Origin of the sequence: Streptomyces litmocidini, assembly GCF_014649755.1 — a bacterium.
Taxonomy (GTDB): Bacteria; Actinomycetota; Actinomycetes; order Streptomycetales; family Streptomycetaceae; genus Streptomyces; species Streptomyces litmocidini.
Genome location: NZ_BMTQ01000005.1, coordinates 384475 through 397565 on the forward strand (window position 1 = coordinate 384475; position 13091 = coordinate 397565).

Here is a 13091-nt window from a genome sequence, read left to right on the forward strand (position 1 = left end):
CCGCCACCGCGGGCCGACAGCAGAAGGACGCGACAGTGACGACGGGTGCGGCGGGGAACGGGTCACGCACGGATCTGCGGCTTCCGCTCGGCCTGTGGGGTCTGTCCCGGGTCCTTCTGCTGCTGTGCGTCTTCAAGGTCGTGGTGATCCCCGGGCCGGACATCACCTTCGACGTCTCGCACATCTACCAGGGCTGGTACGAGGTGCTGCGGACGGGCACGTACCCGCTGGACGACGTCACCTGGCAGTACCCGCCGGCCGCCGCGTTCGCGATCCTCTCCCCCGCCCTGCTGCCGTTCCTCGGCTACGCGTCCGCCTTCTTCGTCCTCGCCTTCCTCTGCGACGCGCTCGTCTTCGGGCTGCTCCTCCACACGGGCCGCCGCCCCGGCCGTTCGCTCCGGGGCGCCTGGTTCTGGCTCGCGGGCGTCCCGCTGCTCGGGCCGACGGCGTACGCCCGGTACGACGTGATGGTCACCGCCGTCGCGGTGGCGGGGCTGCTGGCGGCGGGCCGCAGCCCGCGCGTGCTCGGCGCGCTGGCCGGTTTCGGCGCGGTCCTGAAGGTGTGGCCGGTGCTGCTCCTCGCCGGCGCCCCGAAGGGACGGGCGACGCTCCGCTCCTGGTCGACGGCGGTGGGCGCGGCGGCCGCGGTGCTCGCGTTCTGCCTGGTGTGGATGCCGGGGGCGCTGGCCTTCCTGGGCTACCAGCGCGACCGGGGCACGGAGGTCGAGTCGCTGGGCGCGATGGTCTTCCACGTCGTCCGGCACTTCGGCTGGGACGGCGAGGCGAGGATGAACTACGGCTCGATCGAGTTCCTCGGCCCGTACGTGTCCACGGTCTCGACGGCCGCGCTGGTCCTCACGATCGCCGCCTTCGGCTGGCTGCTCGTGTGGCGGCTGCGGGCGCGGCACTTCGCCTCGTCGACGGCGGCGGACGCGGCCTTCGTCGCGGTGCTGCTGTTCACGACGACGAGCCGCGTGCTCTCCCCCCAGTACATGCTGTGGCTGGTCGGTCTGGCCGCGGTGTGCCTCGCCCACCGGTCGAGCCGGATGCGGCGGCCCGCGCACCTGGTGCTCTGGGCGACGGCGGTGACGCAGTTCGAGTTCCCGGTGTGGTTCTCGCACGTGACGCGGAGCGATCCGCTGGGCGTGGCGGTGCTGTTCACCCGGAACGGCCTGCTGATCGCCGCCACGATCGTCGCCTGCCGGATCCTGTGGCGGCACACGGTGACGGAGCCGCGCCTCGCGGTGGCCGGGGGCGCGAAGATCCCCGCGCAGGCGACTCAGCCGGAGCGCGAGAAGACCCTGTCCGGCTCGCGCTGAGACCCCCGGGGGACGGCGGCGAGGGTGCGGCGGTGCAGCAGGGCGAGAGCCGCGCACTGGGCCCCCATGGCGAGAGCCATGGCGAGGCAGATCCCGGGGAGGCCGGCGCCTGAGAGGGCGTGCGCGAGCGGGAACTGGACGAGGACGCCCACGACGGTGATCCGGGCGAGGTACGGGCTCGCCCCGGTGCCCTCGAAGACGCCGGCGAGCGCGATGTACCCGGCCATGAGCAGCAGGTAGGGGCCGAGGCAGCGCAGGAAGAGCGCGCCCGCCGCCGCCACCTCGGGTTCGGCGCCGAAGGCCCGCATCACGGGTCCCGCGCCGAGGAACAGCAGCCCGGCGGCGCCCGCGCCGAGGGTCCCGCCGAGGAGGAGGGCCTGCCGGCCGACGGCCCGGCGTTCGTCCAGGCCCGAGCCGAGGAGGTGGGCGCTGTGGATGGCGGCGGCCTGCCGGACGGAGTAGAAGGCCATGGTGGCCACGTACATGGCCTTGGTGGCGATGCCGTAGGCGGCGATCTCGGTGACGCCGAGACGGGCGACGACGGAGACGAGGGCGAGGGCTCCGGCCATCCGGACGACGAAGTCGACGGACATGGGCAGTCCGGTGGCGGCGGTGCGGCGCAGCGCGGCGGCCGTGGGCAGGGCCGCGCGGGCGGCCCGCGCGGCCTTGAGGAGCGGGTCGCGGCGCAGGGCGAGGAGGCCCGCGGCGAGGGCGGCGGTCCGGCCGGTGACGGTGGCGAGGGCGGCGCCCGGCACCCCGTACGCGTGGATGAGCAGCGGGTCGAGGACGAGGATCAGCCCGTTGGCGAGGAAGGCGAGCCGCATGGGGGTGCGGGTGTCGCCGGCGCCCTTGAGGATCCCGTCGAGCACGTTCGTGGCGAAGAAGACGGCCGTGCCGGGGAGCGAGATCGCGAAGTAGGCGGTGGCCAGGGCGTGGGCGGGGTGGTCCGGGCCGCCGAGCAGGAGGGCGGCGAGGGGGTCGCGCAGCAGGTACCCGCCGAGGGCGACGGGCGGCACGAGCAGGGCGCAGAGGGCGGTGCCGCCGCGGACGGCGGCCCGGACGGCTCCGGGGTCGTCGGCGCCGCGGGCGCGGGCGACGAGGACGGTGGTGCCGGAGCCTGCCATGAGGACGACGCCGAGGAGGAGGTTCTCGACGTTGCCGGCGAGGGCGACGGCGGCGACGGCGTCCCCGCCGAGGCGGGCGACCCAGACCATGTTGATGATGCCGGCGGCGACTCCGGCGAGGAGTTCGAGGTAGACCGGGCGGGCGAGCCGGACGAGCGTGCGGCGGTGTGCGGACATGACGAAGGACCCCCTCTTTCCGAGGTACCTCGAATAGAGGTACCTCGGAAAGAGGTAGCATGAGGAGCGGCCCCCCGACAAGCGGTCGCCGACCCGGTGGCCCCCGATCGAGCGCGAAGGAGAGGTGCCCGGTGCTGGAGCTGTCGATCCTGGGCTTCCTGTACGAGAAGCCGCTGCACGGATACGAGCTGAAGGAGCGCATCAACGGCCTGAGCGGCCACGTCCGCCCCGTCAGCGACGGCGCCCTCTACCCCGCCATCACCCGCCTGGTGAAGAACGGCCTGGTCGACAGCCGTACGGAGCCGGGCGCGAGCGCGGCCCCGCGCCGGACGCTCTCGCTCACCCCCGAGGGCCGCCGGGAGCTCCTCGCCCGGCTGCGCGCGCCCAAGGACGCCGAGATCACCGACGGCCAGCGCTGGTTCACCCTGCTCGCCTTCCTCGGGCACCTCCCCGACCGGGCGGACCAGGCGGCCGTCCTCCGCCGCCGCCAGGAGTTCCTGCTCACCCCGGCCAGCTTCTTCTACGAGGACGGGACCGCGGTCAGCGTCGAGCGGGAGCCCGACCTCTTCCGACAGGGGATGCTGCGGATCGCCCGCGCGACGGGCACCGAGGAGAAGGCCTGGCTGGCGGAGGCCCTCGACCTGCTGGAGGGCCGGGGTGACCGGGGGGCGCCTTCCGGACCGGGCCGGACGCCGCGAGCCCGGCCTGACCGGCGGGCCGCCCCCTAGCCCAGCCGCTCGGTCAGGTACGCGCGCCAGTCGGCGGTGAAGTCCTCCGGCGTGGTGTCCAGGACCTCCCGGAGCGCCTTCTCCACCGCGCCCTCCCGGGTCGGGTGCGCGCCCACCGCCCGGTAGAACGCGGTCAGCTCCTCCTCGCCCCAGCGGTCCGCGATCAGCTCGCAGGCCAGCCACCCGCCCTCGTAGGCCCGGGCCATCGCCTCCGCGTCCCCGCCGAAGGCGAAGGCCCCGTCGGCGGGGAGCTCCGCCGGGAGCTCGCCGGCCCGGACCGCGCGGCGCAGCTCGGGGGCGGCCTGGGCGGCGGTGCGGTCGGTGCCCCGGTAGGCGACCCAGTCGGCGAAGCCCTCGGAGAGCCAGACCGGGGTGGCCGCGGTGGTGTGGACGCGGGTCGCGACATGGGTGGTCTCGTGGGTGAGGACCATCTGCCGGCCGAACGCGCCGAGCACCGCGTACGCGTCCGGGTTCACGATCACCCGGTCAGCGGGCGCCGTGGGACCGCCGCCCGTCCGGCCGGTCGTGACGGCCGCGATGCCCCGGTAGGAGGCGGCCGGCCCGCCGAGGAGCCGGCCCATCGCCTCGATCGACGCGGGGACGAGGACCACGACCCGGCCCGCCCAGTTCCCGCGCCAGGCGTCCCCGACCGCGGGCACCGCCCGGTCCGCCGCCGCCGCGATCTCCCGCAGCCGTTCCCGGCCCTGCCCCACGCCCAGGACGAGGCTGCGCCGGCCGGTCACGGCCGTGACCTCGCCCTGCTGCCACAGCTGCTGCGGGGCGCCGTCGGCGGCGCGGTCCCGGGTCACGTACCAGCGGCCGTCCCGCTCGGCGAGGTCGAGGACCCGTTCGGTGGTGGCGGGGCCGGAGTCGTAGCCCTCGATCCGGTAGCCGAGTTCGGCCCTGGCGGTGGCCCGGCCCTCGCCGGTCCGGTCGAGATCGGTGATCCGGTACGTCCAGCCGCCCAGCGGGATCTTCGCGAGCCGGTCGAACTCGGTGCGCGCGGCCGGTGCGAGCGCGGGGTCGAGGGCCGCGAGGTAGCCGGCCTCGTCGCGGTCGAGCAGTGCCCTCGCGTGCCGGTCGAGGAGGCCCTGGATCTCCCCGGCCGCCGGTCCGGCCGGCTCGGGGGCCGCGCACCCGGCGAGGGCGAGCACCGCGGCCAGCAGCCCCGCCGCCGCGCCGCGTGCCACTCCGCTCCGCCGTCCCGCCACGCCCCCGATCGTACGGGGCCCCGGAGGGGCGCGGCCGCGGGAACGGGCCCGGGAGCGCGGAGCCCCGGGGAACGGGGGCGAGCGCTCACGGGCCTGCGAGCCCGGCTCGAACGCCCCGGAGGCGAGCGGCGGAAAGGGGGGCGGCCTCAGACCCGGGTGACGGTCACGTGCGACATCATGTTCACCGGGTCGTAGCGGACCCGCGCGCCCGGGTACGGGGCGTGGATGACCTGGCCGTTGCCGGCGTAGATCGCCACGTGGCTGGCGTCGCCGCGGTACGTGACGAGGTCGCCCGGCTGCGCCTGCGAGAGCGGCACCTGCCGGCCCGCGTACCGCTGCGCCGAGGAGGTGCGCGGCAGGCTGATCCCGGCCTGCCGGTACGACCAGACCATCAGGCCCGAGCAGTCGAAGGCCGAGGGGCCGGTCGCCCCCCACACGTACGGCCTGCCGATCGCGCTGCGGGCGGCGATCACCGCGGCGGCGGCCCGCGAGGGACCGAGGTCGGCGAGCGGCGGCAGCTCCGCGACGGGCCCCTCGGCCGGGTCCCCGGCGCGCTCCCCGGTGCGGGAGGCGCGGTCGTAGTCGGCGCGCTGCTCGACGGTGAGGGAGGCGAGCACCCGGCGGGCCTCGGCCAGCTTCTTCTCCACGGTGCGCTTGTGGCGGGCGACCTCGGCCCGGCTGCGCTCCAGTTCGGCGAGGACCGCGCGGGCCTCGGCCCGCTGCTGCCCCAGGCGGCGCTGCTCGCGCCGGAGTTCGGCGAGCGCGGCGCCCTGACGGGCGGTGACCCGGTCCAGGGCGGAGGCCCGGTCCAGATAGGTGTCCGGGTCGGAGGAGAGCAGCAGGGCGAGGGCGGGGTCGATGCCGCCGGAGCGGTACTGGGCTCCCGCGACCGAACCGAGCGCGCCCCGCATGCGGTTGATGCGTTCCTGGCCGCGGGCGAGGCTGTCCTGCGCCTGGGAGACCGTCCTGCGCAGCGCGTCCGCCTTCTCGTCCGCCCGGTTGTAGTCCTCGGTGGCCTTCTCGGCCTCCTCGAAGAGGCGGTCGACCGTGGTGCGGGTGGCCGCGGGCGCGGGGTCGGCGCTCGCGGGGACGGCCCCGAGGGACGCCGCCGCGGTGGCCGCGGCGGCGGTGAGGACGGTGACCCTCACGGGTCGACGGTGGGACGCCACGAATTCGCGCTCCGTTCGGCTCGACGCAGACTGGCGCGGCAGACAGTAGCCGCTGATCAGTCCTCGTCCAACGAAGGCGCCGGGCACGCAAAGTGACGCCCCGCCGGAGAACACAGGTCACCGGCGGGGCGTCGGGTCAGCGCGCGTCGCGGCGAACCACCCGTTCGGGCGGCATGCCGGAGCGGGTCGCGGGGGATCAGCCGACGCGGACGCCGAACATGAACGAACCGATGGTGTTCATGGACTCGTAGCGGACGTAGGCGCCCGTGTAGGGGGCGTGCAGGACCGTGTTGTTGCCCGCGTACAGGCCCACGTGCGCCAGGTTGTTGAAGAAGACCAGGTCGCCCGGCTTGAGCTGGCTGCGGCCGATCTTCACGCCGTCGTTCTGCTGGGTGTACGTGGTGCGGGTGAGGTTGACGCCGGCCTGGCCGTAGGCCCACTGGGTCAGACCCGAGCAGTCGTACGAGTTGGGGCCTTCCATGCCCGAGGCGTACGGCTTGCCGATCTGGGTGGCCGCGGCGGCGAGGGCGGCGGCGCCGCGCTGCGAGGCCGGGACCTCGTTGCCCAGGTCGACGCGCTCGCCGGCGGCGCGGCTGGCGCGCTGCTCCTGCTGCTGCACCTTGGCGCGCTCTTCGGCGGTGAGGGTGTTGAGGAGCCTGCGGGCCTCGGCCAGCTTGCCCTGGAACTTCTTCTTCTTCTCGCCGAGGGTCTTGCGGACGTCCTCGAGGTCGGCCAGCTTCGAGGTGGCCTCGGCCCGCTCCTGGGCGAGCGTGCGCTGCTTGGCCTGGATCGAGGTGAGCACGTCGGCCTGCTGGGCGCTCAGCTGGTCGATCGCGGACGCCTTGTCGAGGTAGGTGTCCGGGTCGGCGGAGAGGAAGAGCTGGAGCGCCGGGTCGATGCCGCCGGAGCGGTACTGGGCGCTGGCGACCGAACCGATCTGGTCGCGCAGGGTGTTGAGCTCCTCCTGGCCGCGGGCCACCTTGTCCTGGAGGTTGCTGATCTCCTTCTGCAGCTTGCCGCGCCGCTCCTCGGCGAGGTTGTACTGCTCCGTGGCCTCCTCGGCCTCGTGGTTCAGCTTGTCGACCTTCGACTTGACCTCGTCGATCTTGGGCTTTGCGGGGGCCGCCTGTGCTCCGGACTGGGCGGAGAGTGCGACGGCCGCGGCCGCGGCCGCGGTGAACACGGTCACACGGGTACGGCTCGGCTGCTTGGGTCGACGGTGGGACGCCACGAAGGCGAGCTCCTTCTTCCTCGAGCCGCCCAACCGGTCAGGGGCAGGCGGTTCCTCCGCCGTCACCCCGGATGGGTGATCAACCGCGCGAAGGTTCGAAGGCCGACCCTAGTGACCAAGTTGTGATCAGTTCAAATCCCGCTGGCAAAAAACTCGCTCACGCACCACTTTATTTACACGCATCGCACGGCCAGTGATGGGCACTTGACGGTGCGCCATCCACAATTCGGGCATAAACCTCAGGGGTTGTGATGCGTCACGAGAGCCGCGAAAGCCGCTTGAGCAACAAGGCGGACGCCACCGGCCGCGCCCCCGCCTTCGCCACGCCGTCGGCGACCTCCCGGTCCGTGGAGACCACCACGACCGGCCGCCCCGGCGGCTCCGCCCGGACCAGCTGCCGGATCAACTCGTCCGCCGTGACGCCGGGCTTGGAGAACAGCACCCGCACCCCGCGCGGCGGCGCGAGCAGCACCGGGGCCGCCAGCTCCGCCCCGTCGAAGACACAGGTGACCTCGGCCCCCGAGCGGGCCGCGAGCGCCGAGAGCCCGCCGAGCAGCCGCAGCCGCTGCTTCTCCAGCGGCATCGTCGGATAGCCGGTCTTGGTGACGTTGTAGCCGTCGACGACCAGATGCGCCTGCGGCAGCGCGAGCAGCTGGTCGAGCAGCGCCGGGTCCGTCTCGGAGAGCGCCCGCGCCGCGATGTCCTTCGGGGACATCCGGCCCGGCTCCACCGCGTCCACGGTGTCCGCCGGGTACACCGAGACGGGCGGCAGCGCGAGTTCGCGGCGCAGCCCCTGGGCCGCGTCGAGAACCGTGTCGAGCAGCAGCCGCAGCCGCACGTCCTCCACCGAGCGGCCCTCGCGGGCGGTCCTGCGGCTCGCCTCCAGGGCGGCCTCGACCTCGCCGAGCCGCGCCCTGAGCCGCCGCGCCTCGCTCTCGGCGGCCGAGACCTGCGCCGCCGCCTCGGCCCGCGCGGCCTCGATCTCGCCCTGCGCCCTGCGCAGCGCGGCCTCGCCGCGCTTGACGTCGCTCTGGGCGCTGCGCAGCTTGCGGTGAAGCGATTCCGCTTCCTTGCGGGCGGCCTCCAGGTCGTGCCGGAGCTGCTCGGTCTCGCCCCGGGAGCGGTCCCGGGCGACGGCGAGCTCCTCGCGCAGCCGCTCCAGCTCACGCCGGCCGGCCTCGTCGGCCCGCTCGGCGTCGGCCCGCTGGGCCTCCTCGCCGGCGGCGGCGACCAGCTTGACCCAGCCGGGCGGGCGCAGCACGTAGGCGGCCGCCGCCACGTCGACGGGGTCGGCGGCCGCGGGCAGGACGCCGGTCTCCACGGCTCCGGCCAGCTCGGGCTGGCCCTGCTTGAACCGCTCGCCGATCCTCTGCCGGAAGAGCGGATCGGCGTCGAGCGCCGCGGCCATCGCGTTGCCGGCGAACTTGGCCCGCCGGCTCGGGGTGAAGCGGGCGTACTGCCGCAGGGGCGCGGGCAGCTCCGCGACGGTGAGCCCGCCGAAGGCGTCCGCGACCAGCGCGACGACCCGCCGCCGGACGCCTTCCGGCAATGGGTGGTCGAGCGTCTCGGCAGCGTCACCTGCCGCGCCGGCCGGCTCACCACCGTGCGCGGGCTGCTCCACGATCCGTCACCCCTATGTCGTCCGCGCCGTCCCTCAGGATTCGGCGCCAGGCCTGTCCACCAGTTCGATCTGGTCCACCGCGTTGCACCAACGGCAGCGGACCGACTCGATGGTCTCACTCACCACCTGCCGCTCCTCGACCGTCGGCTCTCCGGCGAGGTCCAGATGGACGTACTCCACGACCTTGGAGGACCGGGTCACGTCGAAGCGGGTCAGGTTGCCGCAGAGCGTGCAGCGCCAGCGGGTCTCGTCGGTCGGCAGGGGAACCGTCGTCATCGGTGCCGTCCTTCTTCCTGTTGCGTGGTACCAGGTACGGGAGCCGCGGTGCGCCGTCGAACTGCGGTCGGTGGTGCCCGTAACCCTACGGCCTCACGGGAAGGACGGGCACGGCGAGGCACTCTGTCCACTTCGGCCCCGGTACGCCATGATCTGTCCATGATCGACTGGCGAGGCCGGTTCCTCGGTGCCCGGCGGGGCGTCCGCGGCGCCCCCATGGTGACGTACGGGCTGATCGCCGCCTGCTGCCTCCTCTTCGTGAGCAGCCCGGTCGCCGGACTCGATCCGGCGTACGGCACGGGCGACGAGCTCCTGGCCGCCCAGGGCTCCTACTTCCACCGCTGGGGCGTGGTCCCCGCCGAGCTGACGGGCGGCGACCCGCACGCCCTGCTCACCCCGCTGACCGCGCTCTTCGTCCACGGCAGCTGGCTCCATCTGCTCGGCAACATGCTCTTCCTGTACGTCTTCGGGGCGATGGCCGAGGAGCGCATGGGGCCGCTCGGGTTCTGCCTCTTCTACCTGGGCACCGGCTACGTCGCCCTGTGCGGGTACGCGGTGGCGCACGCCGACAGCGAGCAGACCCTGGTCGGGGCCTCCGGGGCGATCTCGGCGGTGCTCGGGGCCTTCCTCTTCCTGTTCCCCCGCTCCCGCGTCACCAGCCTCTTCCCCTTCCTGTTCTTCCTGCCGCTGCGCTTCCCGGCCTGGATCGTCCTGATCTTCTGGTTCACGCTGCAGTGGCTGGCCGCGCGGGCGGCGGGCGCGGGACCCGGCGTCGCCTATCTGGCCCACGTGGTGGGCTTCTCGGTCGGCTTCCTCTACGCCTGGGGGCGCTTCCGGGGTGGGGATAGAGTGAAGGCCCAAGCCGCGGCGACCGAGGGAGAAAGCCAGCCGTGATCACCGCGATCGTGCTCATCAAGACCAGCGTGGACCGCATCCCCGAGATCGCCGAGTCGATCGCCGCGCTCGACAGCGTCAGCGAGGTCTTCTCGGTCACCGGTACGTACGACCTGATCGCCATGGTCCGGGTGCCGCGCCACGACGACCTGGCGGACGTGATCCCCGGCCGCATCAGCAAGATCCCCGGCGTCGAGGCCACGGACACGCACGTCGCCTTCCGGACGTACTCCCAGCACGACCTGGAGGCGGCCTTCGCCATCGGCCTGGAGTCCTGACACCGCGCGCGGCATGGCTGAAGGGGGCCTCCCGATCGGGAGGCCCCCTTCACCCGTACGAGTGAGCGATCAGCCGCGGTCGGGGACGCAGCGGCCGTCCTCGGTGCGGTACTTCCACTGCGCGCCGTCCCGGACGAGCTCCTTCACCGCGCCGACGAACCGCTCCACGTGCTCGTCCGGCGTGCCGGCGCCGAAGCTCACCCGGATGGCGTTGAGGGAACGCTCCCCCGGGGCCGCCTCGGGCGCGCCGCACTCGCCCGGGTCCTGCAAGTCGCTGCCGAGCAGGGTGCGGACCAGCGGGTGGGCGCAGAAGAGGCCGTCGCGGACGCCGATGCCGTACTCGGCGGAGAGCGCGGCGGCGAAGTGGGAGCTGTTCCAGCCCTCCACGACGAAGGAGATGACGCCCACGCGGGGCGCGTCGTCGCCGAAGAGCGAGAGCACGCGCACCTCGGGCACCTCGGCCAGGCCCTCCCGGACCTTCGCGATCAGGTGCCGCTCGCGGGCGACGAGGGAGTCGAAGCCGGCCTCGGTGAGCGCCTTGCAGGCGGAGGCGATCGAGTAGACGCCGATGACGTTCGGCGAACCGGCTTCGTGTCGGGCCGACGTGGTGTGCCACTCCACGTCCACACCACCGTCGGCCCGACGGGCCACCTTGCGGGACGCTCCACCGCCCGCGAGGTAGGGCTCGGAATCCTGCAGCCAGTCGGCGCGGCCGGCGAGGACGCCGGAGCCGAAGGGCGCGTACAGCTTGTGTCCGGAGAAGGCGACCCAGTCCACGTCCGACTCCCTCACGGAGACCGGGTGGTGAGGCGCGAGCTGGGCGGCGTCGAGCACGATCCGGGCGCCGTGCGCGTGCGCGGCGGCGGTCAGCTCCCTCACCGGCCACAGCTCGCCGGTGACGTTGGAGGCGCCGGTGACGCAGACGAGCGCCGGGCCGTGGGGGTCGCGGTCGGCGAGGGCCCGCTCCAGGGTCTCGACGGCCTCGGCCGGGGTGCGCGGCGCGTCGAGGTAGGTGACGTGGGCGTCCCGCCACGGCAGCAGCGAGGCGTGGTGCTCGGTCTCGAAGACGAAGACCTGGCAGTCCGCCGGAAGGACCTGGGCGAGCAGGTTGAGCGAGTCGGTGGTGGAGCGGGTGAAGACGACCTGGTCGCCGGGGCGGCAGTCGAGGAACTCGGCGACGGTGGCGCGGCTGTTCTCGAAGAGGTCGGTGGAGAGCTGGGAGAGGTAGCCGGCGCCGCGGTGGACGCTGCCGTAGTAGGGGGCGTAGGCGGCGACGTCGTCCCAGACCCGCTGGAGGGCCGGTGCGCTGGCCGCGTAGTCGAGCGCCGCGTAGGTCACCTCGCCGCCGGTGACGAGCGGCACGGTCACGTCCCGGCCGAGGACCGGCAGCGGGGCGTCGCAGCAGGGGCCGGCGGAGTCGGAGTCGGCGGTGACGGCGGCGTTCGGGTATGCGGACATGGCGGTATCTCCCGGCGGGCGGTGCGGAATGGCTTCGGTGGATCCCGTACGCGGCCGGGTGCGGCGGGGTACGGGTGCTGCCTCGGAGGACGTGGGGGTACGCGGAAGGGACCCTGTCCCGAGGGTGAAGAAGGGGCGGACTCGCCCTATCGCATTCGCTTGCTCACGGAAAAAGCTCCTCGGCCGACCAGGACCCCTGGTGTTCGAGGGATCCGCGCTTGCCGTAGACCTCGCTGCCTACGGCCTGGTCATCACCCGGGGCACCCCGCCACGGAAGGAGGGTTGCCGGACAGCAAGCCGGGGCCAAAACGCTGTCACTCGTGACCTGTTCCCGAACTTATGCCAGACGATCACGACGTCGCAACCCCGTCCCGGCATCCGGGACGGGGTCGCAACGCGCCGTTCACACGTGCTCAGGCGTTGCTGGCGGCGACCCACCGCTCCAGGGACCGGAGGGCGGCGCCGGAGTCGATCGACTCGGCCGCCCTCGCGATGCCCGCGCCCAGTCGCTCCGCCAGGGTGCCCGTGCCGGGCTCCAGGGCGACGAACGCCGCCGCCGCGTTGAGCAGCACCGCGTCCCGTACGGGGCCGGTCTCCCCCGCGAGCAGCCGGTGGACCACGTCGGCGTTGTACGAGGGGTCGCCGCCGCGCAGGGCCTCCAGGGGGACGAGCTCGATGCCGACGTCCCGCGGGTCGAAGCGCTCCTCGGTGACTCCGCCGTCCCGGACCACCCAGACCCGGGAGGTGGCGGTGGTCGTCAGCTCGTCCAGGCCGTCGTCGCCGCGGAAGACCAGGGCGGAGTTGCCGCGCTCGGCGAGGACGCCCGCGACGATCGGCGCCATGCGCGGGTCGGCGACCCCGACGGCCTGGGCCTTCACCTTGGCCGGGTTGGTCAGCGGGCCCAGGACGTTGAAGGTGGTCCGGATGCCCAGCTGGCCGCGGGCCGCGGCGACGTGCCGCAGCGAGGGGTGGAACTTCACGGCGAAGCAGATGGTGATGCCGGCTTCCTCGGCGACCTCGGCGACCCGCCGCGGCGTGAGGTCGAGGTTGATGCCGAGCTTCTCCAGCACGTCGGAGGAGCCGGAGGCGGAGGAGGCGGCGCGGTTGCCGTGCTTGACGACCTTCGTGCCGGTGCCGGCGACGACGATCGAGGCCATCGTGGAGATGTTGACGGTCTTGGCGCCGTCGCCGCCGGTGCCGACGATGTCGACGGCGGGGCCGGGCACCTCGATCGTGTTGGCGTGCGCGTACATGGTGCGGACGAGGCCGGTGATCTCCTCGACGGTCTCGCCCTTGGCCCGCAGCGCCACCAGGAACCCGGCGATCTGCGCGTCGGTCGCCTCGCCGCTCATGATCAGGTCCATCGCCCAGGCGGTGTCGTCGGCGGAGAGGTCCTCGCCGTCGAGCAGACCGTTCAGCAGGACGGGCCAGGAGCGGCCCGCCGACGTAGGTCCTCCAGCGGGGGTCGCAGCGCTCATGGCAGCTCCTGGTGATCACGTGACGGATACGGTCCCACCCTATCCACCCCCGGGGACGGCGAAGAGCCCCGTCCATCGAATGGACGGGGCTCCTGCCGTGGCGACCTCGGGTCAGGTGTTCAGGCGA

12 protein-coding genes and 1 riboswitch are annotated in these 13091 nt (G+C 73.8%); of the genes, 4 read left to right on the plus strand and 8 right to left on the minus strand.

From position 1 onward, the window contains the following. The first annotated feature begins 35 nt into the window (after window positions 1–35). Window positions 36–1319: a glycosyltransferase 87 family protein gene (locus IE180_RS13975; RefSeq protein WP_229860468.1), complete on the plus strand. Its 1284-nt coding sequence runs from the start codon at window positions 36–38 to the stop codon at window positions 1317–1319. Here IE180_RS13975 and IE180_RS13980 read toward each other — a convergent pair. Then, window positions 1280–2620: an MATE family efflux transporter gene (locus IE180_RS13980; RefSeq protein ID WP_190157175.1), complete on the minus strand. Its 1341-nt coding sequence runs from the start codon at window positions 2618–2620 to the stop codon at window positions 1280–1282. The two genes, IE180_RS13975 and IE180_RS13980, sit on opposite strands and share 40 nt — an antisense overlap. A 131-nt stretch (window positions 2621–2751) precedes the next feature. On the opposite strand from IE180_RS13980, the gene IE180_RS13985 reads away from it, so the two are divergent. Continuing rightward, window positions 2752–3348 carry a PadR family transcriptional regulator gene (locus IE180_RS13985; RefSeq protein ID WP_190157176.1) on the plus strand — a complete coding sequence of 199 codons (597 nt, stop codon included), beginning with the start codon at window positions 2752–2754 and terminating at the stop codon, window positions 3346–3348. Here the strand turns inward: IE180_RS13985 and IE180_RS13990 are convergent. The 5 genes from IE180_RS13990 to IE180_RS14010 all read right to left on the minus strand — a co-directional run bounded on the left by IE180_RS13990 (window position 3345) and on the right by IE180_RS14010 (window position 8856). Beyond that, window positions 3345–4559: a hypothetical protein gene (locus IE180_RS13990; RefSeq protein ID WP_190157177.1), complete on the minus strand. Its 1215-nt coding sequence runs from the start codon at window positions 4557–4559 to the stop codon at window positions 3345–3347. The genes IE180_RS13985 and IE180_RS13990 overlap by 4 nt on opposite strands. A gap of 146 nt (window positions 4560–4705) precedes the next feature. Continuing rightward, on the minus strand, window positions 4706–5728 hold the full coding sequence (locus IE180_RS13995) for a C40 family peptidase (protein ID WP_190157178.1): 1023 nt from the start codon (window positions 5726–5728) through the stop codon (window positions 4706–4708). Window positions 5729–5924: 196 nt separating this feature from the next. Next, entirely contained in the window at window positions 5925–6959 is a 1035-nt protein-coding gene (locus IE180_RS14000; RefSeq protein WP_190157179.1) for a C40 family peptidase, read from the minus strand. 256 nt (window positions 6960–7215) lie between these two features. Continuing rightward, entirely contained in the window at window positions 7216–8580 is a 1365-nt protein-coding gene (locus tag IE180_RS14005; RefSeq protein ID WP_190157180.1) for an NYN domain-containing protein, read from the minus strand. Between the two features lie 33 nt (window positions 8581–8613). Next, the gene (locus tag IE180_RS14010) at window positions 8614–8856 is read right to left on the minus strand and encodes a hypothetical protein (protein ID WP_123451498.1); all 243 of its coding nucleotides are present in this window, start codon (window positions 8854–8856) and stop codon (window positions 8614–8616) included. Window positions 8857–9015: 159 nt separating this feature from the next. Here IE180_RS14010 and IE180_RS14015 point away from each other — a divergent pair, with 159 nt between their 5' ends. Together IE180_RS14015 and IE180_RS14020 are read left to right on the plus strand one after the other, a co-directional pair. Beyond that, entirely contained in the window at window positions 9016–9750 is a 735-nt protein-coding gene (locus IE180_RS14015) for a rhomboid family intramembrane serine protease (protein WP_190157181.1), read from the plus strand. After that, entirely contained in the window at window positions 9747–10028 is a 282-nt protein-coding gene (locus IE180_RS14020; protein WP_017238849.1) for an Lrp/AsnC family transcriptional regulator, read from the plus strand. The genes IE180_RS14015 and IE180_RS14020 overlap by 4 nt, the downstream gene beginning before the upstream one ends. 69 nt (window positions 10029–10097) lie before the next feature. Here the strand turns inward: IE180_RS14020 and IE180_RS14025 are convergent, their stop codons facing one another. Next, window positions 10098–11486: an aminotransferase class V-fold PLP-dependent enzyme gene (locus IE180_RS14025; RefSeq protein ID WP_190157182.1), complete on the minus strand. Its 1389-nt coding sequence runs from the start codon at window positions 11484–11486 to the stop codon at window positions 10098–10100. 209 nt (window positions 11487–11695) lie between these two features. Next, a riboswitch (SAM riboswitch) is annotated at window positions 11696–11812 on the minus strand. Between the two features lie 87 nt (window positions 11813–11899). After that, window positions 11900–12964, minus strand: a complete 1065-nt coding sequence (gene trpD / locus IE180_RS14030; protein ID WP_190157183.1) for an anthranilate phosphoribosyltransferase — start codon at window positions 12962–12964, stop codon at window positions 11900–11902. Window positions 12965–13091: the final 127 nt, after the last annotated feature.